This window comes from Paenibacillus pabuli NBRC 13638 (genome assembly GCF_001514495.1).
GTDB lineage: Bacteria > Bacillota > Bacilli > Paenibacillales > Paenibacillaceae > Paenibacillus > Paenibacillus pabuli.
This window is the reverse complement of record NZ_BCNM01000007.1, coordinates 129870-154875: the sequence shown is the minus strand read 5'-3', so window position 1 is coordinate 154875 and position 25006 is coordinate 129870. Positions and strand designations below refer to the sequence as shown.

21 protein-coding genes are annotated in these 25006 nt (G+C 48.5%); 13 read left to right on the top strand and 8 right to left on the bottom strand.

Annotated elements, in window-relative coordinates; genetic code table 11:
- Window positions 1-10: 10 nt before the first annotated feature.
- Both PPA03S_RS11815 and PPA03S_RS11810 read right to left on the bottom strand, forming a co-directional pair.
- Window positions 11-883: an arylamine N-acetyltransferase family protein gene (locus PPA03S_RS11815; RefSeq protein ID WP_062323016.1), complete on the bottom strand. Its 873-nt coding sequence runs from the start codon at window positions 881-883 to the stop codon at window positions 11-13.
- 132 nt (window positions 884-1015) lie between these two features.
- A complete protein-coding gene (locus PPA03S_RS11810; RefSeq protein WP_062323014.1) occupies window positions 1016-2191 on the bottom strand; it encodes a DUF6688 domain-containing protein in 1176 nt (391 codons plus the stop codon).
- 259 nt (window positions 2192-2450) lie between these two features.
- On the opposite strand from PPA03S_RS11810, the gene greA reads away from it, so the two are divergent.
- The 3 genes from greA to rlmN all read left to right on the top strand — a co-directional run bounded on the left by greA (window position 2451) and on the right by rlmN (window position 5886).
- Complete coding sequence (gene greA / locus PPA03S_RS11805) at window positions 2451-2927, top strand: transcription elongation factor GreA (protein ID WP_062323012.1); 477 nt, start codon at window positions 2451-2453, stop codon at window positions 2925-2927.
- 320 nt (window positions 2928-3247) lie between these two features.
- On the top strand, window positions 3248-4612 hold the full coding sequence (locus tag PPA03S_RS11800; protein ID WP_062323010.1) for a sodium-dependent transporter: 1365 nt from the start codon (window positions 3248-3250) through the stop codon (window positions 4610-4612).
- A gap of 179 nt (window positions 4613-4791) precedes the next feature.
- Entirely contained in the window at window positions 4792-5886 is a 1095-nt protein-coding gene (gene rlmN, locus PPA03S_RS11795; RefSeq protein ID WP_062323008.1) for a dual-specificity RNA methyltransferase RlmN, read from the top strand.
- Between the two features lie 188 nt (window positions 5887-6074).
- On the opposite strand, the gene PPA03S_RS11790 is transcribed toward rlmN, so the two are convergent.
- Window positions 6075-6515 carry a GNAT family N-acetyltransferase gene (locus PPA03S_RS11790; RefSeq protein ID WP_062323006.1) on the bottom strand — a complete coding sequence of 147 codons (441 nt, stop codon included), beginning with the start codon at window positions 6513-6515 and terminating at the stop codon, window positions 6075-6077.
- A 207-nt stretch (window positions 6516-6722) separates the two neighbouring features.
- On the opposite strand from PPA03S_RS11790, the gene PPA03S_RS11785 reads away from it, so the two are divergent.
- From PPA03S_RS11785 to PPA03S_RS11765, 5 genes are all read left to right on the top strand, one after another.
- Window positions 6723-7163 (top strand): MarR family winged helix-turn-helix transcriptional regulator, encoded by a 441-nt coding sequence (locus tag PPA03S_RS11785; protein WP_062323213.1) that lies wholly within the window; start codon window positions 6723-6725, stop codon window positions 7161-7163.
- Window positions 7160-8380: a glycosyl hydrolase family 8 gene (locus PPA03S_RS11780; protein ID WP_369691086.1), complete on the top strand. Its 1221-nt coding sequence runs from the start codon at window positions 7160-7162 to the stop codon at window positions 8378-8380. The genes PPA03S_RS11785 and PPA03S_RS11780 overlap by 4 nt, the downstream gene beginning before the upstream one ends.
- A 112-nt stretch (window positions 8381-8492) precedes the next feature.
- Window positions 8493-9368: a diguanylate cyclase domain-containing protein gene (locus PPA03S_RS11775; protein ID WP_062323004.1), complete on the top strand. Its 876-nt coding sequence runs from the start codon at window positions 8493-8495 to the stop codon at window positions 9366-9368.
- 162 nt (window positions 9369-9530) lie between these two features.
- Window positions 9531-10826 carry a glycosyltransferase family 2 protein gene (locus tag PPA03S_RS11770; protein ID WP_062323002.1) on the top strand — a complete coding sequence of 432 codons (1296 nt, stop codon included), beginning with the start codon at window positions 9531-9533 and terminating at the stop codon, window positions 10824-10826.
- Between the two features lie 157 nt (window positions 10827-10983).
- A complete protein-coding gene (locus PPA03S_RS11765; protein ID WP_062323000.1) occupies window positions 10984-11712 on the top strand; it encodes a class I SAM-dependent DNA methyltransferase in 729 nt (242 codons plus the stop codon).
- Between the two features lie 114 nt (window positions 11713-11826).
- Here the strand turns inward: PPA03S_RS11765 and PPA03S_RS11760 are convergent, their stop codons facing one another.
- Together PPA03S_RS11760 and PPA03S_RS11755 are read right to left on the bottom strand one after the other, a co-directional pair.
- Window positions 11827-12606: an ABC transporter ATP-binding protein gene (locus PPA03S_RS11760; protein WP_062322998.1), complete on the bottom strand. Its 780-nt coding sequence runs from the start codon at window positions 12604-12606 to the stop codon at window positions 11827-11829.
- A gap of 88 nt (window positions 12607-12694) precedes the next feature.
- Window positions 12695-13921 carry an MFS transporter gene (locus PPA03S_RS11755; RefSeq protein WP_082704111.1) on the bottom strand — a complete coding sequence of 409 codons (1227 nt, stop codon included), beginning with the start codon at window positions 13919-13921 and terminating at the stop codon, window positions 12695-12697.
- A gap of 118 nt (window positions 13922-14039) precedes the next feature.
- Between PPA03S_RS11755 and PPA03S_RS11750 the strand changes: the two genes are divergently transcribed.
- The 5 genes from PPA03S_RS11750 (at window position 14040) to PPA03S_RS11730 (ending at window position 20677) form a co-directional block, all read left to right on the top strand.
- Window positions 14040-14933 (top strand): helix-turn-helix domain-containing protein, encoded by an 894-nt coding sequence (locus tag PPA03S_RS11750; protein ID WP_062322995.1) that lies wholly within the window; start codon window positions 14040-14042, stop codon window positions 14931-14933.
- A 283-nt stretch (window positions 14934-15216) separates the two neighbouring features.
- Window positions 15217-15582 carry a glycoside hydrolase family protein gene (locus PPA03S_RS11745; protein WP_062322994.1) on the top strand — a complete coding sequence of 122 codons (366 nt, stop codon included), beginning with the start codon at window positions 15217-15219 and terminating at the stop codon, window positions 15580-15582.
- The gene (locus PPA03S_RS11740) at window positions 15579-16625 is read left to right on the top strand and encodes a pectinesterase family protein (RefSeq protein ID WP_082704109.1); all 1047 of its coding nucleotides are present in this window, start codon (window positions 15579-15581) and stop codon (window positions 16623-16625) included. Before PPA03S_RS11745 ends, PPA03S_RS11740 begins: the two co-directional genes overlap by 4 nt.
- Window positions 16626-17005: 380 nt before the next feature.
- On the top strand, window positions 17006-18577 hold the full coding sequence (locus PPA03S_RS11735; RefSeq protein WP_062322991.1) for a chitinase: 1572 nt from the start codon (window positions 17006-17008) through the stop codon (window positions 18575-18577).
- The gene (locus PPA03S_RS11730) at window positions 18578-20677 is read left to right on the top strand and encodes a glycosyl hydrolase family 18 protein (RefSeq protein ID WP_062322989.1); all 2100 of its coding nucleotides are present in this window, start codon (window positions 18578-18580) and stop codon (window positions 20675-20677) included.
- Window positions 20678-21165: 488 nt separating this feature from the next.
- Here PPA03S_RS11730 and PPA03S_RS11725 read toward each other — a convergent pair whose 3' ends face one another.
- From PPA03S_RS11725 to PPA03S_RS11715, 3 genes are all read right to left on the bottom strand, one after another.
- Window positions 21166-21738: an undecaprenyl-diphosphatase gene (locus PPA03S_RS11725; protein ID WP_062323206.1), complete on the bottom strand. Its 573-nt coding sequence runs from the start codon at window positions 21736-21738 to the stop codon at window positions 21166-21168.
- A gap of 543 nt (window positions 21739-22281) precedes the next feature.
- Entirely contained in the window at window positions 22282-24177 is a 1896-nt protein-coding gene (locus PPA03S_RS11720; RefSeq protein WP_062322987.1) for an FtsX-like permease family protein, read from the bottom strand.
- A complete protein-coding gene (locus tag PPA03S_RS11715) occupies window positions 24152-24922 on the bottom strand; it encodes an ABC transporter ATP-binding protein (protein ID WP_062322985.1) in 771 nt (256 codons plus the stop codon). Before PPA03S_RS11715 ends, PPA03S_RS11720 begins: the two co-directional genes overlap by 26 nt.
- Window positions 24923-25006 lie beyond the last annotated feature (84 nt).

The following is a 25006-nucleotide window of genomic DNA, read 5'->3' as shown; positions in this document are numbered from 1 at the left end:
CCGTGTCGCCTCAGGCTTGTTGTGATTTTTTCCATTCTTCATGTGCAGCCTGTACTCGATTCCACATTTCTCTGCGTTCCATTTCCGTATAATTCACTAAAGGTTCGTGGAATCGCTTAGCGAGTATGTCTTTCCACTCGCTGTAGGTTTGAATCTCCGTTTTGCGTATGCCTTCGATTCCATGCGTGCGGAGCATGCATCCTCGCAGCTCGGTGCTGTGGGCAGCATCCCTCTGACGGAGCAAAAATGTGTTATGCCAAGGTGAATCGGCGGACTGACTGTAGAATTCATGCTTGGGAAGGAACTCTTCCAGACTGGTAAGCTCTTCGGGAGCGTAGTCGACACCTTCACTTGGCCCGTTGGGTTCATATTCAAGCCGCCATCCGCCAGAGGCAACAGATGATGGTAACAATGTATGAGTAAACGGCGCTGCGCCGTAGGTTCCATAACGTAGAGGAAGCGGTTCAAAGGGCATGCCGCCCAGGCCGACATCCACAATCCACCGCTCCACATTCGGGTCTGCATCTGGCAGATGGACGGACAGACCAAGATGGAACGAATTCACTCGCGGCTGTTCTCCATGTGGCTGAACTCCGGCACGATGCCAATGCACCGTATATCCCAGGGAGCGAAGCAGAATGCTGAATGCACCATTCAGATGGAAACAGTAACCGCTGCGCCCTTGTAATATAAGCTGGATCGATTCTTGAAGATCGATGCCCGCAGGCCGACCAGCAAAAATATCGACCGTTTGCCAGGATAGATGCTGCACATGTGCCCGCTGGATTTCGGATAGGAATTCCAGTGTAGGGTCCTTGATCTTATCAATGCCTATTCGTTTCAGGTAGGCGTGTATTTCAGATGGAGTCAATATAACATGCATCCAGATCACCTCAAGTCATGTAGTGGGCGTGTTATATACTGCTGCTGCCCTGAATTCATTGTAAAAGTGAACGGATGAAATGAATACACAGGTTTGCTTCAATTGTACCGGTACAATTGAAATTGCGTTTTTCTAGAAACGTGTATACTTTCCTCGCATCTCACTGTACTGGATATGAATTCGGTTTTCGGGGTGAGCGTCTGCTGTATAAAGGACGATGAGGAATAGCCATTCGAGCGGTTTCATCAATAGATAGACTATATCGGCAGTCCATTTGGAACGAATATGTTTACTGATTGGATATCCATATCGATTGTACAAACCTCGAACTAAGCCATGGAACCGCGGTGTATACTGCTCAATAACATGCTCGAATGCGTTGGCGATCATGAGTTGCCGGTTAACGTGAATGATGTGGCCATGTCGTATGCCTGCTCGCAAAGGTTTGACCCATTTTTGATGTCCATCGGCTGCAACTGTACATAGATAGTGCCCATCACCGGGAATAATATTCGGCGGTGGAGCGGGCAGTCTGGAGTAATTGAAGCTGCTTGTATCCAGAAATACGCGAATTGCGCTATCCGGGCGTTGTCCAAACAGAACAAGGATCAGTTGTATAACAAGCTGTATGGGAAACATCAGAATGGTCCACACCATGGGGGCGGTACGAAAGCGAATGATAGACCGGTATAGCAGTCGTTGCCATTTTGGTAAATGCTCCATATCCAATGACGTTGGATATTCAACCAGAGTAGCCTCGGTAAAGCCATCCCATGAACGTTTCAATCGACCAATATATAGGAAGATGAGTGATAGATAGCTGCTCTGCAACAGAAGCACAGCAAACATCAAGAACATGCCCGTCTCGGTGTACCATGCAATGCCAGTATGCGTGATATAGACGATACCCCAAACAATATTCAATACAAGGATACTGTTGCATAAGGTGTAAATGATCGGTGAGAGCTTATCTGGACGTATGAACATTACTGAATAAGCGAGCAAGCCAAGCAATAACATGACCAAAAGGACAAGAAGACTACGATGATCCAGCGTGGCGTAATTGGATGCCATTAGGCCGGAATCTTCATACATGGATAAGGGTTCTCCTCCCTGAACACCCATGCTGTCTATTGCAAGACCTGCTGCGAAAAGCAATAGAGTGAGGGCCAGAAAAATAAATTCGAACACCGGGAGAAGTTTTCGGCCATTTCCCGAGGCCTTCTTCAGGAAACTATTCAACATAATCCACCCTGATGCAGCAGGAAGGATCAGGAAGAGTCCTATAAATTGAATCGTCGCATACAAAATATTTCCTCCTTCGATAGCAGTATCGTCTATTGTAGGTTAGAAGACTTTATATGGCAATAATGCCCATTATAGAAAAACTGCGACATTGTATTGAGATGATTCTAGGTTTATTACCTATAATAGTAAATAACAATATAGTTACACATACACATCTTTCCATGAATGGGAGTGTAATTTCTTTTTCTGGGGTATGTTAACCGTTTGGAGGGGATATAGGTTAGAATATAGATAGAAAGCAGGATTAGGAGATGGAAAAATGGCTAATGATGAAGTGATTTTGACACAGGAAGGCTTGGAAAAGCTGGAGGACGAACTGAGGGATTTAAAGACGGTGAAGCGTAAGGAACTGGCGGCGCGTCTGAAGCTTGCAATCAGTTACGGTGACCTGAAGGAAAATAGTGAGTATCATTCAGCCAAAGATGATCAGGCTTTTATGGAAACCCGCATTTTGATTCTGGAGAAAATGCTGACCAAAGCAAGAGTCATCTCTTCAGACAATATCGATTCGAATAAAGTAAGCATTGGCTCAACCATTTTGCTTAATGATATCGAATTTGCCGAGAAGATTGAATACAAGCTGGTTGGTCCAGCGGAGGCTGATGTTGCCGATAACAAAATATCGTACGAGAGCCCGCTTGGCAAAGAATTGATGGGCAAAGAGGTAGGCAGTGTCATTCATGTCAATGCGCCAATGGGCATTATCAAATATGAGTTGCTTGAAATTAAAATCTAAAATGGATCTATGCTATGGATAGAGGTGTCCCTCAGCTACGAAAGTGGCTGGTGGAACACCTCTTTTTTTGAGGACAAGCTAACGAATAACGGAGTAGGGTTGGCGTGCTCCTTTTTGTCACATACTGCTTCTGAGGAGGTTCACATGGGCTGCACATTGCATACTGCTTTCTTTGTTAAGCGAAGAAGGAAGGGCAAGCATATTTAATGCAGACATTACTGTAAATAAATAACATTTCGATTAATTTCGATTTTCGAATGACCTGAGGGGATGACTGTTATATAATAACGGAAAATCTTAGAACAGATGGAGTAGATATAATGAATTTGAGTAAGTCCAATAATTCCAATTTGAATCAAGACGGACCGGGCAAAGGTGAACGCTTCTCACAGGCCGGATTCATTCTGGCGGCCATCGGCAGTTCAGTGGGTCTCGGCAACATGTGGAAGTTTCCCTATATTACGGGGGAGAACGGGGGAGCTGCGTTTTTCCTGCTCTTTATCGTCTGCCTCCTGTTGATTGGTCTGCCTGTTCTGCTGGCTGAGCTTGCGATTGGTCGCAGCGGCAGAGGCAGCGCGGCTACGGCCTTTATCAAGGCAGGTGGGCAAAAAGGGTGGCTTGCGGCTGGTTTGCTGCAAGTACTGACGCCGTTTATCATCCTTTCCTTTTATGTGATCATTGCAGGTTGGACGCTGCACTATGCAGTGACGTCCTTCAGTGGCACGTTGTATAACAATCCGGATTATGCCGGACAATTCGGTGACTTCGTGGGTGGTTATTTGCCGATTGTATGGCAGTTGGTTTCGGTTCTAATCACAGGCTGGATTGTAGCCAAAGGGGTATCCAACGGGATCGAGAAGTTTAACAAGGTACTGATCCCCGCAATGCTTGTCCTGCTCATTATCCTGATGGTTCGTGCAGTGACTTTGCCGGGAGCTGGCGCGGGAGTTTCTTTCTTCCTCAATCCGGACTTCTCACAGCTGACGACCGAATCGGCGCTGGTTGCACTGGGGCATGCCTTCTTCTCCCTATCGCTGGGTATGGGTATCTTAGTAACGTACGGCTCGTATGTCGATAAAAATCAATCGCTCGGTGCAGCAACAGTCGCTGTCGGTGCGGGTGACCTGCTCTATGCATTCATTGCAGGTTTGATCATCTTTCCAACGACATTCTCGTTCGGAATTGCACCTGATCAGGGGCCGTCGCTAATCTTTGTGGCTCTTCCAGCGGCCTTTTCGGCCATGCCTCTCGGGTTCTTGTTTGGAGGACTATTCTTCGTCCTGCTGGCAATTGCAGCACTGACGTCAGCAGTATCCTTGCTGGAAGTTCCAGTGAAATATTTCATGGAAAGATTGTCATGGAGCCGAAGCCGCGCGGTATGGACCATTTCACTCGCTGTGTTCATCGTGGGACTTCCTTCGGTTTTGTCGCTCGGATTGTTCCCTGAATGGACCATTGGATCGAAGAGTGTGTTCGACTGGATGGACTTTGTAGCGTCCAACATTTTGCTTCCGATTGGTGGATTGCTGGTTACTATTTTTGCCGGGTACTTCTGGAAAAAGGCAGCCGAAGCATCCGGCCTGCGTGCAGGCTGGTTCCGGGTATGGCTGTTCATGCTGCGTTATGTAGCGCCAATTCTGGTGCTTCTCGTTCTGCTGCACACCTCCGGTATTATCCACTTCTAAAAGCTGCGGAGTGCAGCTGGTTGAAATAAGCGGCTGTGTAGATTTGCCATGAATAAAACCTCTTGGAAGAAATGCAAAAGCCCTTGTGTTCCCTCGTCAATTTTGGGACAATACAGAGTAGAGGTTTTTTCGACAGAACCGATGAGCCATATGCTTTTTTGCGAAAAGAGGACAATAACATGATTAAATCATCCATATATGGATTAACATTAGAGCAATTACGTGCCTGGCTGCCGGAGCACGGGCAGAAGAAATCCCGCGCTTCCCGCATCTGGGAGTGGTTATATCAGGAACGTGTGAATGATTTTACAGAGATGACGGACGTCCGTCAGGAATGTCTGGATGTCATTTCCGAGCATTTCACGATGAACTCGCTGAGTGAACATGTGAAGCAGGAATCGGCTGACGGTACGGTGAAATTTCTGCTTCGTATGCAGGACGGCAATCTGATTGAAACGGTCTTAATGCGCCAAAAGTATGGGCTAACTGTATGTGTAACCACTCAAGTGGGATGTAATATTGGCTGCAGCTTTTGCGCGAGCGGGCTGATCAAGAAGAGCCGCGATCTGACTGGTGGCGAAATTGTGGAACAGATTATGCATGTACAACAGTATCTTGATGCAGCTGGTCAAGGCGAGCGGGTAACTAACGTGGTCGTCATGGGAATTGGCGAGCCGTTCGATAATTTCCAGAACATGTCTGACTTCATCGAAGTGATCAAGGATCGTAAAGGTTTGGCGCTTGCAGCCAAGCGGATCACCGTATCCACAAGCGGACTGCCTGACAAGATCAAGGAATTTGCAGACAGCAATCTGCAGGTCAATCTGGCGATCTCCCTGCATGCACCGAATAACGAGCTGCGTACACAGATCATGAAGATCAACCGCGCCTTCCCAATTGAACAATTGATGGACGCGGTGGATTATTACCTGGCTACGACGAACAAGCGTATTATGTTTGAGTATATTTTGCTTCGGGACGTCAACGACCAGCGGGAACATGCTGCAGAACTGGCTGAACTGTTGTCCAGTCGCAAGAGTATGGTCAGTATCAATCTGATTCCGTATAATCCGGTGGATGAGCACAGTCAATATCAACGGAGTACGGAAGAATCCATTCTGGGCTTCTACGATACATTGAAAAAGAACCAAATTAATGCCACTGTACGCATGGAGCATGGTACCGATATTGATGCGGCATGCGGACAATTACGCAGTAAACAGATGAAAAATAATGCTGCTGAGGCACAGACAGGCCGTCTGGCTCTGGGGTAAGCATGCAAAAGAAGAAGTCAGGTGAATGCCTGGCTTCTTTGTCATGATACGATTCGTTACATTCCCAGAATGGTTGAATCTCGATTAATAGCAGCACTGGCTGAGTTCGTTAGAACATAAAAAAAAGAGCATCCAAAGGTATGCATACATTGTACGCAATTCCGGACCTTTGAGATGCTCTTTTGTCGTTATTTCAGGTTCTTGGTCATCAGCAGATGAGGAATGCCGTCTTCCATAAATATGTCCGAGGCTGCCGTATATCCGAGACGTTCGTAGAACCCTGATGCTTGTACCTGTGCATGCAGCTTGGCTTTCTCCAACCCTTGATCGAGTGCCATCTGCTCCAGCTTATCAATCAGCACACGACCGAGTCCATGTTTACGATAATCCAGCATGACACAAATCCGTTCCAGCTTGGCGACTTGCTCCACTACACGAAGGCGGGAAGAAGCAGCCGGTACGCCGTCCACGTAAAGTAGAATATGTCTTGCTTCTGTACCCAGTGCATCATAGGCATCAAACTCATCCTCGGCAGACACGCCTTGTTCTTCAACGAAAATAGCGGTACGAATGGCGAAGCAGGCGTCGAGAAACTGCTGGTTATTCGCTTCAACAATAGTTGTATTCATGAATGTTTCTCCTTTGGTCAATAGTAATCCTATCCTGACATGGTAAACTGGTACATAGGGTGGCGTATACCTATTTCATATGTTGTTATGAATTAAAATTTAAACGATTCCAATCATTTATATCATCAATTATGTTGCGAATGCAACAATTAAATATGGAGAGTGAAGACATTGACTGAAAAAAAAGAAGTGCTGCGTGAAATCGGCATGATTGCCCGCTGTCTGGATTCGATTAGTAACGTTGAATTCCAACATTTAAACCTGTCTCGTGGACAGTACCTGTATCTTTATCGCATTTGCGAAAATCCAGGCATTATTCCGAATCAGCTTGCTGAATTAATCAAAGTCGATCGTACTACGGCGGCCAGAGCCATTAGCAAACTGGAATCGGACGGGTTTGTCGTCAAACAGTCGGCCATGGGTAATAAAAAGAATAAGCTCTTATATCCGACCGAAGCTGGCCTGGAAGCTTGGGAGTTTATCCGCAGAGAGGGTGTTCATTCCGATCAGGTAACGCTGGAGGGTTTAACGGAGGAAGAGATCGAGATTGCCGTTCAGCTGCTGCGCCGGATGCGTCACAACATTGAAGTGGATTGGAAATTTGTCAAAAAGGGCGGCCGCCGGCCGTATATGGATCAATCTGAATGAAACATCTCTCTATCCTTGATCCTTACATCCCAGAACTTAACCAGCCCAATCTCAAGGAAAAGAGTCGTTATTTCAGGGATGCAACAACGCAGGAGGACAGCATGCAGATCATGAATCGGAAAAGAATAACATGGTTGGTCATACTGGCCGTCAGTATCACGGCAGCATGGATTATTTTCATGAAGGAGCGGTTTGTCATGAACGAGCTGTCCCCAACCGTTTCATTTGTCCAGCAGCATATGACCAACCCCAATGGTACACTTGCAACTTATCTCCAGGATGCCTCGTCAGAAGATGCAAATATTGTGGCAGGCCGAGAGGCGTTGTCTGAATCGCTTGGTCTGTGGATGCAATACGCCGTTGCCAAGAACGATCAGGTGTTATTTGAGCAGACGTATAATCGGTTAACGACCTATTTTCTAATGCCACAAAACTACATTGCCTGGAAACTGGACGCGGACGGGACATCACATGTGACTACCAATGCGCTTGGTGATGACTTTCGAATTGTCGATGCTTTATTGAAGGCAGCAGATCAATGGGAACAGGGTCGGGAAGAGAAGCTCGCCACAGCGTCGGATCTTGTTCGTACCCTGACGCAATCCGTTCAGAACAAGGGATATTATGTTGATTTTCACGATTTTGCTCATGGGAACGCCCCGGATACGGATACATTGAGTCTGGTATATGTTGACCTGCGGGCTCTTCAGGCGATGGAGCAGCATGCAATGCTGGAGCCTGGAACCTATGTTAAATACGAATCACTGCTGAAAAGCATGCCGGATGACGGCTTGTTTTATCCTAAAACCTTTAATGTCGAAACGAAAAAATATACTTATGATGACACGGTCAACCTGATTGATCAGTTGATTGTGGCTAATCATCTTACGGCAACCGATCGGAAACCGGACAAGCTTATTGCCTTTCTGAAAAAAGAATTCAATACCCGTCATCGGCTGCCGGGTCAATATACACGCTCGGGGCGAACCCCGGCGGTATCCTACGAATCTCCATCCGTTTATGGACTCGCCATACTGCTCGCTGTTCAATCGGGTGATCCAAAATGGGCCCAGCAGTTGTATAACCATATGATCACCCTGCGCAATCTGGATAAGTCTTATCCTGGAGGGTATGTATTTGATGGGAATACACATATGTTTGACAATCTGTTTCCTCTGCTTGGCGAGACTGAATTACAGAAAATGATTAAAAAGTGATAAAAATGTCATTTTATATTTTGGGTAATGTGTTAGCATAACATTTGTATGTTCATGTCATAATTTGTCGTAACTTAGATATTACAAATCCATTACCGGAGAGAAGGTCACCATGAGGAACAAAGCACCCATTCTTCGTATTGCATGGGGATATGCCATTTTGATCGGATTAGCCGTGATCCAGCAGCTCGTTGTCTATCTGAAAATTGAAATGAATCAGAGCTATACCACACTGGATATGGTGTTCAGCATCGCATCGCTTGGTGCGCTGGTTCTTGGTTTTGTGATACCTGTCGGGGTGTCTGTCGTTGCCGGATTTGTATATCTGGTTTCGTATTTTGTCTGGCTTGCTACCTATGCGGATGCGAATGTACTTACGTTCTCATGGTGGCTATTAATTCCGGCCAATGTGGCTGTGGCTGCTTTTATCAAGGCAAGCCTTGTGCGCACTGCACGGGTCATGGAGCGACTGCAGGAGCTGCAAGAACGTAATCCGGAGATTGACCCGGATACATCTCTGGGCAACAAGGAAGCTCTAGCCGATACGGTCATGAAGCAAAGCAATCTCGCCAGACGTTACTCGGAGCATTATGGGTTCAGCATGGCGATGTTCAAGATTGAATTTTTGCCCCTGGTGCTGGAATCGCTTGGCTCCGTAAGATATGCACAGTTTCTGCTGGAGTTGTCCAATACGATCCAGAAGCAGATCCGGTATGAGGATTACAAGTTTTTTGTGGGTCGGGGACGGTTTGTGATCATTTGCCCGATGACCGATGTGGAGTACTTGCCCGTGCTTACAGAGCGGATCAAAAAAGCGATGATGGATCTGCAGATGATTGATAAAAAAGGAAATGAACTACAGACGGTTATTCGATCCGGTGCACTGGTTTTCCAGAAGGAGCAGTTCGAAAAGTATGAAGATATTGATGCTGTTATTGCTGCACTGGAACGGAACACAGAGACAGATCTCATAGGAGAGTATATCTAAAACTAGCAGGAAAGGAGAGATGCTCTGTGGAATACATGTCCTGGTTCATACCCATCTGTATTGCCGTCAGTTGCATATTGGGTGTTTTTACTATTTTATTAACGATCGCCACTCTTCGCTTTCGCTCCAAGGTGAATCGCAAGTACGATCGGAGGAAGGTAAGTGGCTGACTTTATTTTGATATTATCCATATTTAGTATATGGATCGCTGTATTTGAATCCATAGTCATAATGGCTGGAGCCATTCGTTTTATTCAAAAGCAGGATAAAAAGGGGATTCAGCTTCCTGAAAATATGGATCATTATCCGACTGTAACCATTATGGTACCTGCGCATAATGAAGGTATGGTTATTGTGGCTACCGTAGAGCACATCCTGCGCCTGAATTATCCGGAGGATAAGGTCCAGGTTATCGTTATTGCAGATAACTGCACCGATGATACAGCGGAGAAGCTCCGGACATTTTTGAGTAAAACCAGTTATGTACATCGGAATGTGACCGTTATGGAACGTAAGGGTACGGGAGGCAAGTCCGGTGCATTGAATGATGGTTTGGAGATATCTACGGGAGAATGGATTTGCATCTTTGATGCAGATGCTGCACCTGAGCGGAATTCCCTGATGTTTTTGACACAGAAGGCTTTGGAAAACCCGGAACAATACGGCGTGGTGTTTGGCCGGAATAAAGCACGGAACCGGGGACAAAATTTCTTATCCCAATGCATTAATCTGGAGATTATCACATCTCAGCGGGTGTACCATACAGGGCTGTGGGAATTATTCCAGGTCGGTTCCATTCCAGGGACCAATTATATTATTAAAACGAAGCTGATCCGGGAGATCGGGGGCTGGGATGTTACGGCGATCACAGAAGATACGGCATTATCCTTTGAGATTCTGAATCGTGGTCAGTTTGTTGCCCTTGCGCCCCAGGCAGAAGCGTATCAGCAGGAGCCGGAGAAGCTCAGCGTGTATATGAAGCAGCGTGAACGGTGGGCAAAAGGGAACTATCAGGTCGTTCTGGATAATATCCATAACCTGTTCAACCGATCCAGCTGGCGTAACAAATTATTGGTTCTCTATTATGCAGTCAGCTATTTTTGGTTTATGCTCGCCATTATTGTATCGGATATTATCTTTTTGGTTAATCTCGTCTACCAGATCATTGCCATATTCAAACCGGACGTGAGTTCGCCGTTCCAGTTTGCCGGAGATGCCTATGTGTTCCTCGTCATTGGATGGGCATTGATGTACTTTATATATGTATTGCAGATTAACCTGGCACTCGCGGCAGACATTGGACAGAGCAATATACGTAATTTCGTATACGCCTGCGTATCTTATTTTACGTATGCACAGCTGTTCATTATCATCTCGATCAAGGCATTTTACTCTTTGGTCATGGACAAGATCAAGAAACGTGAGAGCAAATGGTACAAAACGCAGCGCTTTGGCTGAGCTATTATAACGATCATCTTCTAATCATAAAGGGCTGTTTGCTGGATTATGTCCGGCGGCAGCCTTTTTGCTGTAGAAACAGACACCGAAATTCGGTATAATTCTCCAGGCTGAATATGAGAGACTGAACTTCATCACAGTAACGGAGGGTTGCGCAATGAGCGAACGGGGATCGGATTTTTACGAAGATGAGGCTAATTTCGAGAAGTATATGGAGCGCAGGCAGTGGCAGGAGAATGCCAATGATACATTGGAGAAGCCCGTGATGCTGGAGCTGATCGGAGATGTTGGGGGCAAGAGCATATTGGATCTCGGCTGCGGGGATGCGAGGTTCGGGGCAGAACTGTTGGGCCCCGGCCACCTCGGCGGCAGTTATACGGGGATCGAAGGTTCAGCGAATATGATTCAGGCTGCCAATGCATCGATAAAGGGCCAGAACGCACAGATTGAGCAAGCGTATATGGAGGAGTGGAGTTATCCCGCTAATACATACGATCTGGTCATATCCAGACTGGCGATTCATTATATCGAGGATGTAGACAGCCTGTTCCGCAAGGTATACCACACGTTAAAAGAGAATGGTGCATTCGTATTTTCGGTCGAGCATCCTGTGATCACGTCGACGTTGCAACCTTCGGGAGTCCGAACCAACTGGGTCGTCGATCAATATTTTGTGGAGGGATTTCGGGAGCAGCAATGGCTTGGGGGTACGGTGAAGAAAATGCATCGCTCCATCGAATCCTACTACATGGCATTACAGCAGGCAGGATTTCAAGTACAGCATCTGCGGGAATCGACGCCACAGCGTCAATATTTTGCAAACGAGGAGACGTACCTGCGCAGACAGCGCATCCCGTTGTTTTTATTCCTCTCTGCCCGGAAATAGTACACAGAAAACTGTGGATAATTCATAATATAGTACAGCAGCCCAAAAACCTGTCCACATGTGGATAAGATTTTGGGCTGCTTCGACTGTTCTGATGTGAATAGATATAGAAAATTATTTTTCCGATGCTCTTACATAGACACGTTCTCCATGTCGATCCACATCCACAGGCGCTTCAAAAAAGTGACTCAGTACATCTCTGTTCATCAACTCGCCGGTTAATCCGCTATTTACGATCTCGCCCCGCCGGAGCAGAAGACTGTGGCTGAACACAGGCAATATTTCTTCCGTATGATGAGTCACATAGATGAGCGAAGGTGTGTCCGGTTTTTGCGTCAGCTCGCTGATGCTCTCCAGCAGCCGCTCTCTGGAGAACAGATCGAGCCCATTGCATGGTTCGTCCAGAATGAGTACACGCGGGTTAGCCATCAGGGCTCTGGCAATGAGCAGCTTCTGCTTCTCCCCCTGGGAGCAGGTACGGTATTCGCGATCCCACAGATGCTGACAACCGAGTGTATGCATCAATTCCCGTGCCTGATCCAGGTCTTCATCCGAAAGTTTATCGTACAGTCCGATGGTGGCGTGTTTGCCGCTGATCACGACATACTGGGCGCGGTCGGTCCCGTATAATTTCTCCTGAAGGGAGGAGCTGACCCAGCCGATCGACTTCCGCAGCTCACGCAAATCCACATCCCCGTAACGGTGTCCGAGCACGTTTATTGTACCTTCTGTAGGCCAGAGATATCCGGTGATCATGTTCAGGAGGGTGGTTTTGCCGGAACCATTCAGGCCAAGCAGTGCCCAATGTTCGCCTTCGTTTACACGCCAGCTGACATCGTTCAGCAGGGTGATCGGTCCCCTTTTCCAACTAACATGCTGTACATCAATGATCATGGGTTATTCCTTCTTTCTGTTCAGCCTCTGTCTCGATTCGGTTATCCTGACCTTATTGTAGTCACAAAATGACAAGCGTTTCAATATATTAGGCATTTCTTGGCCGATCTCGGCGCAGGAATACAGCACATACCCCGAGCAGCGGTAAAAAGGAACATAGCTTGATGACGAATGAAATGCTGGTCACATCAATCAGGGAACCGAGCACGACTGAGCCAAGTCCGGCCATGCCGAATGACAGGCCGAAGAACAATCCGGACACCGTTCCGATATGACGCGGCAGCAGCTCCTGTGCATACACAATGATGACGCTGAAGCCGGACATGAGAATCAGTCCGATGATGCCGCATAATACCATGGATAGAGCAGGTCCTGCATAAGGCAGCAGCAGTGAAAATGGTGCAGTACCCGCGATGGAGAACCAGATCATCGGTTTACGTCCATAACGGTCCGCCAGTGGGCCGCCGAGCAAGGTTCCAACCATGCCTGCAAATTGCAGAACGAACAGGCAGATCTGTGCCTGCGAAAGAGGCAGGTTATACGCATCGGCATAATAAAAGGCATAGTATCCGGTCATGCCGGCAATATATACGAATTTGGAAAACAGCAGCAGGATGAGGATCCCCATCGTAAAAGCGATAAATCCCCGACTTGCAGGCTGAGCAGCAGGCTGCACAATGCCATTTGCCTGTACTGGCTGTTGCTGACGACTGCGATTGTCTGCCAGCTTGTCTTTGTACCAACGGCTGACGGAAGACTGGATCACGATCCCGATCAGGGCAAAAGCCATGAGCCACAGAAAACTAAGCTGTCCATGCGGGAGCAGGATAAAGGCAACCAGCAGCGGGGCGAGAGCCTGCCCCGTGTTGCCGCCGACCTGGAAGATGGATTGTGCCATCCCGCGTCCGCGACCTGCCGCCAGATGAGCGACGCGTGAGGATTCAGGATGCAGGATGGATGAGCCTATGCCAATCAATGCTGCGGAGACAAGCAGCATCCATAACTCGGAAGACAAGGCAAAGCCGAGAACACCGATGAGAGAGAATAACATGCCGCCGGGCAGCAGAATCGGCATCGGCTTGCGATCCGACATATAACCGACCAGCGGCTGAAGGACCGATGCGGTAATATTCAACGTGAAGGCAATCCAGCCCATTTGGGCGAAACTGAGCTGCATGGTTTGCTGGAACAGCGGGAAAGCAGACGGGACAACAGTCTGCATCGCATCATTCAGCAGATGGGCGAAGCTGACTCCGGCAAGCGCCCAATTGGCGGAGTGATTGATTTGCATTTTGCTTACAGCGGCTTGAGCCACGGGAGACCACCTCGAATTATTTTTTTACCATGATAAAAGATACAGACAGCAATTGTCTTTGTGAAAAGTGCTTGGAAAGTGAGCACGATTTGCTATAATGTCAGCAGGTGAGGAAACGATGGAATTAAACATGATGCTGAATGGATTGGAATTGTGGAAGGCTTCTGGCGGATTCGCCAATGAACCCCATGTGCATGATGACTGGTATCAGATTACGTTGCCTGTAAAAGGGCAGTGTCATCTGGTACAGGAGCAGCAGGCATATCCACTGCAAGCGGGACTGGGCATTATTGCGCATCCCCGGATGGAGCACTTTTTCGAGATTGGTTCGAATTCCGCAGTTATCGTTATCAAGTTTCGAAATCTGCCAGTTGGCCGCTTGGAGGATTCGGATCGACCAGGGGCACAGACTGAATTTCGGACCACACAAACCTTTGATCCTGCTGAAATTAGCAGACTGTTTCGAGGCTGGAACGCCCTTTTGCTGGATGATGCGCCTGAACCGTTACAAATACAGGAAACGGAGCTTGCGGTAGAGACATATCTTGGACGGATGCTAACTGGTCAACCAAATGAGAGTAACCTGACGCTGGCAACCGCAGGAATAGGTGTGGTGGGGAGTACGGGGTCTGGTCTGGTATGCGGGCAGCTTCAAAATCTCTATCAGCGAACAAGCAGCAACGGCGGCGCGTCCATCGACCCCCATCTGCGGCGCGTGTTGGAATATATACACAGTGACTATACAAGTCCAATGGACATTGAATCGATGGCGGCGGTTGCACACCAGAGCAGATATCACTTTATGCGTTCCTTCAAGGCGCTGACAGGTTCAACGCCGTATCAGTACGTGCTGAATTTGCGCGTGGAGGAAGCTACCCGACGCCTGCGCCATACCACAGATTCAGTGACCACCATCAGCTTTGGGCTGGGGTTCTCCAATGTCAGTCAGTTCTACAGAGCGTTTCAGCGAGTGACGGGGGTAACACCAATGGAGTATCGGAACCAGATGTAGAATCCGAAGAGGTTGAAGCTACAAATACATGTTTCAAAAATAGAACAATCCTGCGCTTCACTAGAGTGCTGGCGTAGGCAGGACAAGAGCCGGGCAGAACGGGCCCGCACAGGCAGCAGAGCTGATCGTATCACTCATCCGCTTATGAGCAGGTGGATGATCTGGTCGTCATTCAGCTGAAGCTGAATCATCGCAAAATTAGAAGGCAGCTTGCCGCCAACGGGTGTCTGAGCATTAAATGATAGGCTGAGTACAACATTCAAGGTCCATGGAGGGTTCTTTTATGCAGGTACAAACGCAGTTATCCTGGTCGCAGCGAATAGCGGAGATGATATGCCAGCAATCTGATGGAGAAAGATATCATAAGCTTTCTTTGAAACGGTGGGCTTGTGTTCAAGCGATGACGTTAATGGCAGTGGCATGCACCGATGAGCATTATGGCGAGGACGAGTATGTTTCCTTTATGAAAAGGCATTTGGATCTGTATATTCAGGAAGACGGTTCTGTCGGAACGTGTTCCCTGGAAGCGTACAATCTGGATCGGGATGGTTCGTACAGTTATTATGTCGGCGAGCAGATCGTGAGTGATTCCTTCATGGGCGTGGCACCGCTCCTGCTGGCTGCGCTGGAGATGGAGCGATTGCCATGAACAAGCCTATGTCACAAGGTGCGGATGTCGGCATGAGGGGTTACCTGGTTGCTGCGGATGGAAGCGGCGATTATTCCACCATTCAAGCGGCCATTGATGCCATTCCGTTTAACTGCAACGATAAGTTCAAGATTCGCATTAAGCCGGGAAACTATGTGGAGAAGCTGGATATCGTGAGATCGAAGGTTCACCTTATCGGAGAAAGCGCAGAGCAGACGATAGTGACGTATGGCGATTATGCACTCAAGAAATTCCCGAACGGGGAGTTATATCATACCTTTCATTCCTATACGGCTTTTATCGGGGCTGATGATTTCACGGCAGAGGGGATTTCTTTTGTCAACTCTGCCGGACCGGGCAAGGACGTGGGGCAGGCGTTGGCCATTTACGTGGATGGAGACCGGGCAGCCTTTCGCCGCTGCCGATTTATCGGTCACCAGGACACCATTTTTACCGGACCGCTGCCCGAGCAGCCAATTGACCGGAGTTTCTTCGGGGGGCCGCGTGACGGAGCGGAGCGGCGGAAGCTGCGCCAATATTATGAGGACTGTTACATTGAGGGCGATGTGGATTTTATTTTTGGCTCGGCTACAGCGGTGTTTCAGGGTTGTGAGATCTTTGCAAAGAATCGCTTGAGCGATGTTGCTGCAGAGGGAGAAGTGAATGGCTGGATTACGGCTGCTTCCACACCAGAGGATGCACGTTATGGCTATGTGTTTATCAATTGTGACCTGACCAGCAACGCCCCCGCCGAGTCTGTATATCTGGGCAGGCCATGGCGCAATCATGCGAAAGTCTGCTTCCTGAACTGCTGGATGGGGGCTCATGTGAAGCAGGAAGGCTGGCATAATTGGAACAAAACGGATGCGGAAGCGACGGTGGTGTACGCCGAATATCATAGTGCCGGGCCTGGGGCTGGCAATGCGATGGGCCGAGTTCCATGGGCGAGAACACTCAGTGAGCAGGAAGCAGGCGAGTACACTGTTCCTCTGATTCTGTCTGGAGAGGATGGGTGGCAACCTTTCGAAGGGGAGGCAGGTTAATCGGCGGTAAAAGATGCTTTCTTCTCTGCGAAACAAAAGATAAAAGGCTGTCTTTCAAGTCTCCTAAGGACTTGGTAGACAGCCTTTTTTGTGCGGCATATTACATTTTTCGCCCCCAATAGAAATAATTTATCCCTTATCTGATTTGCATTTTACTGATTAAATACAGGGTGAGGATCTGTAAATTCCCTGTAAAATTTGGATGATGTCTGCAAAAAAAGAAAACGAGAGGGAAGGTCCATTTTGATAAGGGAAGGGAGTGAAGCGATACTCATCGTCAGACGGTTTTATAAGCTCTATAGATCGCGGATCACTTGTATGTGTATCAGTGAAGCTTTGTTTGCAAGGTGAAAATAATCTGAATACAGGAGGGATTTTGCTTGAATCAAGCTGTTCGATTCCGCCCGGTCATTACATTCGTTTTGGCATTTCTTCTGATTATTACGTGGTTTGCACCGAGAGCTGATGCCGCTGCCCAGTGGCAGGCAGGCACCGCATACAAAAAAGGAGATCTAGTAACCTATTTAAATAAAGATTATGAGTGTATTCAGCCCCATACGGCGTTGACCGGATGGGAGCCCTCAAATGTGCCTGCGTTGTGGAAATACGTCGGGGAAGGTACTGGAGGGGGGACTCCAACTCCGGATACGACACCACCTTCCGTTCCTGCAGGTTTAACCTCATCCCTCGTTACGGATACATCGGTCAATCTTACCTGGAACGCATCCACGGACAATGTGGGTGTAACCGGATATGAAGTGTACCGGAACGGTACTCTCGCGGCGAACACTTCAACGACTACGGCTGTAGTAACAGGACTGACAGCCGGCACCACATATGTTTTTACAGTCAAAGCAAAAGATGCGGCAGGCAATCTGTCCGCTGCAAGCACCTCTCTCAGCGTTACCACTTCCACCGGATCTTCGAATCCTGGGCCTAGCGGCAGCAAATGGCTGATCGGCTACTGGCACAACTTCGATAACGGCTCTACCAATATCAGACTTCGCAACGTATCAACAGCCTATGATGTCATCAATGTTTCCTTTGCCGAACCGATTTCACCCGGCAGCGGAACGCTCGCTTTTACTCCGTATAACGCTACGGTAGAAGAGTTTAAGTCGGACATTGCGTACCTTCAAAGCCAAGGGAAGAAGGTACTGATTTCCATGGGAGGAGCCAATGGCACGATTGAGCTCACAGATGCGACCAAGAGACAACAGTTCGAGGATTCCCTAAAATCCATTATTTCGACTTACGGATTCAATGGCCTCGACATCGATCTTGAAGGAAGCTCCCTGTCTTTAAATGCGGGCGATACCGACTTTCGCAGTCCAACGACTCCGAAGATCGTTAACCTGATCAACGGTGTGAAAGCGCTTAAATCACACTTTGGTGCTAATTTTGTCCTGACCGCTGCACCGGAAACAGCCTACGTACAGGGCGGATATCTGAACTATGGCGGTCCTTGGGGAGCATACCTGCCGGTCATTCATGCCTTGCGTAATGACCTGACTCTGCTTCATGTGCAGCACTATAACACAGGTTCCATGGTGGGGCTGGATGGGCGCTCCTACGCTCAAGGGACAGCAGATTTCCATGTTGCCATGGCTGAAATGCTGCTTCAAGGTTTTAATGTAGGTGGAAGTTCTGGCCCATTCTTTAGTCCGCTGCGACCGGATCAGATTGCAATCGGCGTACCGGCTTCCCAGCAGGCTGCCGGAGGCGGTTATACGACGCCAGCCGAGCTGCAGAAGGCATTGAATTATTTGATCAAAGGCGTGTCGTACGGCGGCTCCTATGCCCTCCGCCAACCCGCAGGCTATCCAGGCCTTAAGGGGATTATGACCTGGTCGATCAACTGGGATGCGTATACGAACAACCAGTTTTCGAACGCACATCGTTCATTCCTGAATGGTTTTAGCACGCAAATGACAAAGGAGGCTGTGTACTAAATGATAAATTTAAATAAACACACTGCTTTTAAGAAGACTGCAAAGTTTTTCCTTGGTCTGTCCCTGCTCTTATCCGTCATTGTCCCTTCCTTTGCACTCCAACCTGCTACGGCTGAAGCGGCGGATGGTTATAAAATTGTTGGTTACTACCCGTCCTGGGCTGCCTACGGAAGAAACTATAATGTAACCGATATCGACCCGACCAAAGTGACGCATATCAACTATGCTTTTGCCGATATTTGCTGGAACGGCATTCATGGAAATCCGGACCCTTCGGGCCCCAATCCGGTAACCTGGACCTGTCAGAATGAAAAAAGCCAAACGATCAATGTACCGAACGGAACGATCGTACTTGGCGATCCATGGATCGATACCGGCAAGACATTTGCAGGAGATACATGGGATCAGCCCATTGCAGGCAATATCAATCAGCTTAACAAGCTGAAACAAATTAATCCTAACCTGAAAACCATTATCTCCGTCGGAGGATGGACATGGTCCAACCGCTTCTCTGATGTAGCCGCGACGGCTGCAACTCGTGAAGTCTTTGCGAACTCTGCCGTCGACTTCCTGCGGAAGTACAATTTTGACGGGGTGGATCTGGACTGGGAGTACCCGGTATCAGGCGGACTCGATGGTAACAGCAAACGTCCAGAAGATAAGCAGAACTACACCCTGCTCTTGAGCAAAATCCGTGAAAAGCTGGATGCAGCGGGAGCTGTGGATGGCAAGAAGTATTTGCTTACGATTGCAAGTGGTGCATCGGCGACCTATGCTGCCAATACGGAGCTGGCAAAAATTGCGGCCATCGTCGACTGGATTAACATTATGACATACGATTTTAACGGGGCTTGGCAAAAAATCAGCGCGCATAATGCGCCGTTGAACTATGATCCTGCGGCTTCAGCTGCTGGTGTACCAGATGCGAATACCTTTAATGTGGCAGCCGGAGCACAAGGGCATTTGAATGCAGGCGTGCCAGCCGCTAAACTTGTGCTTGGTGTTCCATTCTATGGCCGTGGCTGGGATGGATGTGCACAGGCGAATAATGGCCAGTATCAGACGTGTACAGGTGGTTCTTCCGTTGGAACATGGGAAGCAGGTTCCTTTGATTTCTATGATCTGGAAGCCAACTACATCAACAAAAACGGGTACACGCGTTACTGGAATGACACGGCCAAAGTGCCATATCTCTATAATGCGTCCAACAAGCGCTTTATCAGTTATGATGATGCGGAGTCCGTTGGATATAAAACGGCTTATATCAAGAGCAAAGGACTCGGTGGTGCGATGTTCTGGGAGCTGAGCGGTGACCGTAACAAAACACTCCAAAACAAATTGAAAGCCGATCTGCCTACCGGTGGTACAGTGCCTCCAGTAGATACGACGGCACCAAGCGTACCGGGGAATGCCCTTTCGACAGGCGTGACGGCGAATTCAGTGACGCTGGCCTGGAATGCTTCAACGGATAATGTAGGGGTTACCGGTTATAACGTCTATAATGGCGCTAATCTTGCGACATCCGTCACCGGAACGACTGCAACGATCAGTGGACTTACAGCGGGCACTTCATATACCTTCACGGTAAAAGCAAAAGATGCAGCAGGTAATCTGTCTGCGGCCAGTAATGCAGTAACCGTGAGCACAACAGCTCAGCCGGGAGGCGATACGCAAGCACCAACTGCACCAACGAACCTTGCGTCGACCGCCCAAACAACATCCAGCATAACGCTGAGCTGGACGGCATCCACTGACAATGTCGGTGTAACGGGTTATGACGTGTACAACGGAACGGCACTGGCAACAACGGTAACCGGAACGACAGCAACAATCAGCGGGCTTGCAGCGGATACCTCATATACTTTTACGGTAAAAGCAAAAGATGCGGCGGGTAATGCATCTGCAGCGAGCAACGCGGTTAGCGTGAAGACGGCGGCTGAAACGACGAATCCGGGCGTATCCGCTTGGCAGGCCAACACAGCTTATACTGCGGGACAATTGGTCACATATAACGGCAAGACGTATAAATGCTTGCAGCCCCACACCTCCTTGCCAGGGTGGGAACCATCCAACGTGCCCGCATTGTGGCAGCTCCAATAGTTAAAAATTTAATTGCAATATTTTTAACTGAAACGTGCAGTAGACAAGAAAAACCACCGGTCCACCCGGTGGTTTTTCGCTCATATGAATGAAACTAAGAAAAGTCGTTTGTACTCTACGCTGAAAGGAACAATCATTCGGCAAAATATAGGGATCAAAATCATAAATCCACTTATTACAGACTCGTTAAAAAAGCAGTAGCCGATCTAGGAACCAAGAAATTCTAGACCTGCTACCGCTTTTTATTGTGCTATCGTACCTGCTACAGACCACTAAAGATAATATCTGCTTATTTCTCCTTAGTTGGTTCGGCCTGAATAACAAGAAGAAATACAACATAATTGGCTTTGTGCTGCGCTCCTTAGTGTACGGAAATCGGTGAGTTTACTGGATTTAATTACACAGTGTACGTTTTGTGCATTTTTGTTTAAGCCAGATACATAGCAATTGTTTCGACATATCGTAACAAACCTGGTACTGGCGGGAATTTACATACTACCAGACTTACGGTGGACAGGTAATACGCGCTGTTCCACTTTTTCATATAAAGCCAGAAACCGCCTGATAATCCCAAGCTTTGGTGCCAACCAATAGATGAACAAAGCTGAAATGATGCTAATCAACGCTCCCACTGCGATATCCACTGGATAATGAACTCCAACCCAAACGCGGGAGACAGCACCACAGCAAGCAAGCGCCAGCCAGAGCCACCCTCCCTTTCTCCGGACAAGCCAGAAGGAGACAGAGATGGAAAAAAACAAAATCGTATGATCGCTCGGAAAAGAATTATCTATATCGTGGTTTAGGAGTTTGTTGACATTTGGCAATACCGCGAACGGCTGATAATGCTCATAAAACTTGCCTGCCAATTTACCGATGATCTCTGCCAGAACAAAAGCAAGCCCTGCCTGGATAACCATCATCCGATTCCGGCTGCTGCGGGTGAACCAATAAACAAGCATTGCTAGCGCGAGTACATACAGCATATATTCCGCCACAAAGACAGCAGCGGGATTCAGAAAAGCAAACTGTTTGCCCAGATCGTTAATCGTCCGAAACATATCAATATCCCATTGAAACAAAATCCTACCTCCATCTGAATTTCCGACTTACAATGGAGAACTCCAACCAGCCTACCTCAGTGATTATCCATTTTTTTCGAAGTAGGCTATTGTTGCCACTAGTCCTAACAGCAGCAGCATAAAGCGACACATAGGAATAGAACGAAGGGTATGCAGGAACTCCACAATCAAATGCACGACTGACCATGGAAAAATCGCTTTATAGTCATAGTTTGCCGACACTATATTCGCCATCTTAAACACAACTGTAAAAATAATGGTTTACACGCAGTTAGTTTTTTGCACATGTTTGTAATAAACATCGTCGGGGCCGACAATAGAAACAGCTAACTTCACCCAACATAATGCCGATTCTTAGCTGTTAGATGACGCACCATGACGTAATCCCGAAAAACAGGAACATCAGCATTACGATAATACGTTTACAGGACGTCCTCTATCAGCAATCTGCTATACTCTTCTGTCTCTTTGCACGAACAGGTCGTACAAATCGTCCCCTTGTAACCGTTCTTTAATACGAGATTATCCGGTTCCACCGGACCGAAGCTGCCGCAAATAGCCGCTGCGGATAACCAGGAAGTACACGATTTGAATGATCGCGAATGCACTCAACACGATTATCGACTCTTTGATGAGCGAAAAATTGAACATGCCCTGCAGTGCCGTCAGTGCCACTGCACCGTGAATGAGCGCGATGGCAATCGGCAGGAAGAACAGAATAGCCATCTGGCGAGTGACGATCTTCGACAGCTCACGGCTGGTCAGCCCGAGCTTCATGATTGAAGCGTACTTCGCCTTGTCATCATCCAGATCCGTGTACAGTCGGAAATAGAGGAAGCTGCCGGACGCCACAAAGAACACCACGCCAATGAACAACCCAACGAACATCACTGCGCTATAGCTCTGAAGCAACTGCTTGATGTGGAACGCCAGTGAGAAGAAGCTATCATTCTTGGAATGGCCAATCTCACCTTCCAGCTGCTGGCCGACTGCTTCTGTCGCCTCCCAGTCACTGACCGCGAACACATAGTAGCCCTCGGACGATTGCGGCTCCGGCAGCTGCTCGTAGCGGTCATCATTCAAGACATAGTACTTGTTGTACTTCGACATGTACTCCGACATTAAGAAGGAGGCGCTCTGTGTGATCAACAGTGGTTTCCCGCCGCCTTCCACTGCCAGCTCCTGCTCGTCGAAGGATTCGCCTCTTCCGTCTATTGAGTTGTACTGGACGATAGCCGCTTCGTTCGCCCCTAGTTTCAACTTCTGATCCCCGGCGACAACGGCAAATGTGTTGTACATTGACTCGCTGACGATCATCACCGTTTCGTTGCTCTCGGCTCGTTTGTAAGAGCGCAGCTCGGCCTGCAGCTTCTTGAAGGGAATTCCCTCCACGAAAAGTTTATGTTCGATCACATCAACCGCTGAGGCGGCCTGTTCCGGAGAGTTCCCCGCATACGAGATATATTCAAAGGCGAACGGTTTTTCAATCGACTCAGTAAGGATCGTCTTGAACCCGACTAGGGCACCGATTGCTGAGAAAGAGACAGTCGACAGGATCGTCACAAGGAAAAAAGTGCGGGCATTGTCCTTCATCCGATAAGCAAGATCGTTGAAAAACAACAAGTTCGTTCGTCGCCAGAATAGCCTCCGGTTGTGCTTCAAGCCGCGGATCGTATATACGCTCAATTGAGTGAACAAAAAGTACGTCCCGACGACGACCGCCGCTGTCACTGGCAGCAATGCATACACGACCATCAAGCCTTTGACGACCAGCGACACACCATATCCACAACCGATCAGTGCGAGCGACGCGAGTGACAGCCAGATGGAAGCGCGGGGCTCAGGCCGGGGCTTGGTGGATCCTTTGAGCAGGTCGATCAGCTTGTTGCCGCGAAAGAACAGCACCGTAAAAAGCGAGATGCCCAGAAAAAGCAGCATGAACGCGGCAAAGGTCAGACCGAGCGCTCGGTACGGCATGTAGAAGGGGAGATCTTCCTCCATCCCAATCAGCGACTCCGCCGCAAGCAACAATATCTTGGATAGCACCAGCCCGGACGCGACGCCAGTCAGCGTGGCGCCGAAGCCAATCACAATATTTTCGATAAATACGAGCCTCCGGAGCTGCATATTGGTGATGCCGAACATGACCAGCAATCCGAACTCTCGGCTGCGCGACTTGATAAAAGCGCTCATCGAATAAAGGACAAAGAAGAATGAGAATAGGTAGATGAGCATCTGCGCCACTAGTAATCCGATCGTTACCGGACTGCCGATTTCTCTCGTTGCCAGTCCCGGATGAAAGGCGAAAACGCCATAGACGAAAAACACCATCACCGCAAATGCGCTGCTGAGAAAATACGCTATGTACAGGCGTTTGTTGCGCATGACGTTATTAAACGCGAATTGTCGAAAGGTCATGCGCATTCCCTCCAAGCAGCGACAGCACATCGATGATTTTTTGGAAGAACGCCTGCTGGCTGTCCCCGCGGTGAATCTCGTTGTACAGTTCACCGTCCTTGATGAACAGCACGCGGTGACAGTAGCTGGCCGCCAGCGCGTCATGCGTGACAAGCAGCATCGTCGCCCCGTCCGCCCGGTTGATCGCCGTCAGCGTTTCCATAACGTCCCGAGATGATTTGGAGTCGAGGTTACCTGTCGGTTCATCAGCCAGCAGCAGCTTCGGCTCGTGAATGATCGCCCGGGCGATGGCCGTCCTCTGCGCCTGTCCGCCGGATACTTCATAGGGCCATTTGTTCAGAATGGAGGCGATCCCAAGCCTGTCAGCGATTCTATGCGCCTTCTCCTCCATCGTGCGCACCTTCTCACCTTCCAGCGTCAGCGGCAGCACGATATTTTCTAAAATTGTCAGTGTGTTAAGCAGATTGTAGTCTTGAAAAATAAATCCAAGCTGTTGTCGGCGGAACCGGGCGAGCGCGTTGTGGCCCAATTGGTGTGGGTTCTGGCCGTCGATGAGCACTTCACCGGAAGTCGGATTGTCGATCGTCGCGATCAACTGTAGTAGCGTCGTCTTGCCGCTGCCCGATGGCCCCATAATGCCGACAAACTCGCCCTTCTCGACGCTGAACGATATATCGCCGAGTGCCCGGTGCACGACCTGGCCGCTGTAAATCTTGCCCAGATGAGTTGTTCGCAGAAGTTCCATATCCTCGCTCCTTCATGCAGCCGGTGATTTCTTGTTCTCCACCTCAAGTATACGGTGGGCTCGTCGAGCAACCAATCGACGAAG

Bases quoted from the DNA above. Each gene is read 5' to 3' on its own strand.
- greA (WP_062323012.1), top strand. From the start codon at position 2,451: ATGGCTAATGATGAAGTGATTTTGACACAGGAAGGCTTGGAAAAGCTG.
- PPA03S_RS11790 (WP_062323006.1), bottom strand. From the start codon at position 6,515: ATGAATACAACTATTGTTGAAGCGAATAACCAGCAGTTTCTCGACGCC.
- PPA03S_RS11720 (WP_062322987.1), bottom strand. From the start codon at position 24,177: ATGACCTTTCGACAATTCGCGTTTAATAACGTCATGCGCAACAAACGC.
- PPA03S_RS11765 (WP_062323000.1), top strand. From the start codon at position 10,984: ATGAGCGAACGGGGATCGGATTTTTACGAAGATGAGGCTAATTTCGAG.
- PPA03S_RS11715 (WP_062322985.1), bottom strand. From the start codon at position 24,922: ATGGAACTTCTGCGAACAACTCATCTGGGCAAGATTTACAGCGGCCAG.
- rlmN (WP_062323008.1), top strand. From the start codon at position 4,792: ATGATTAAATCATCCATATATGGATTAACATTAGAGCAATTACGTGCC.
- PPA03S_RS11760 (WP_062322998.1), bottom strand. From the start codon at position 12,606: ATGATCATTGATGTACAGCATGTTAGTTGGAAAAGGGGACCGATCACC.
- PPA03S_RS11745 (WP_062322994.1), top strand. From the start codon at position 15,217: ATGCAGGTACAAACGCAGTTATCCTGGTCGCAGCGAATAGCGGAGATG.
- PPA03S_RS11785 (WP_062323213.1), top strand. From the start codon at position 6,723: ATGATTGCCCGCTGTCTGGATTCGATTAGTAACGTTGAATTCCAACAT.
- PPA03S_RS11740 (WP_082704109.1), top strand. From the start codon at position 15,579: ATGAACAAGCCTATGTCACAAGGTGCGGATGTCGGCATGAGGGGTTAC.
- PPA03S_RS11800 (WP_062323010.1), top strand. From the start codon at position 3,248: ATGAATTTGAGTAAGTCCAATAATTCCAATTTGAATCAAGACGGACCG.
- PPA03S_RS11725 (WP_062323206.1), bottom strand. From the start codon at position 21,738: ATGTTTCGGACGATTAACGATCTGGGCAAACAGTTTGCTTTTCTGAAT.
- PPA03S_RS11775 (WP_062323004.1), top strand. From the start codon at position 8,493: ATGAGGAACAAAGCACCCATTCTTCGTATTGCATGGGGATATGCCATT.
- PPA03S_RS11730 (WP_062322989.1), top strand. From the start codon at position 18,578: ATGATAAATTTAAATAAACACACTGCTTTTAAGAAGACTGCAAAGTTT.
- PPA03S_RS11815 (WP_062323016.1), bottom strand. From the start codon at position 883: ATGCATGTTATATTGACTCCATCTGAAATACACGCCTACCTGAAACGA.
- PPA03S_RS11780 (WP_369691086.1), top strand. From the start codon at position 7,160: ATGAAACATCTCTCTATCCTTGATCCTTACATCCCAGAACTTAACCAG.
- PPA03S_RS11750 (WP_062322995.1), top strand. From the start codon at position 14,040: ATGGAATTAAACATGATGCTGAATGGATTGGAATTGTGGAAGGCTTCT.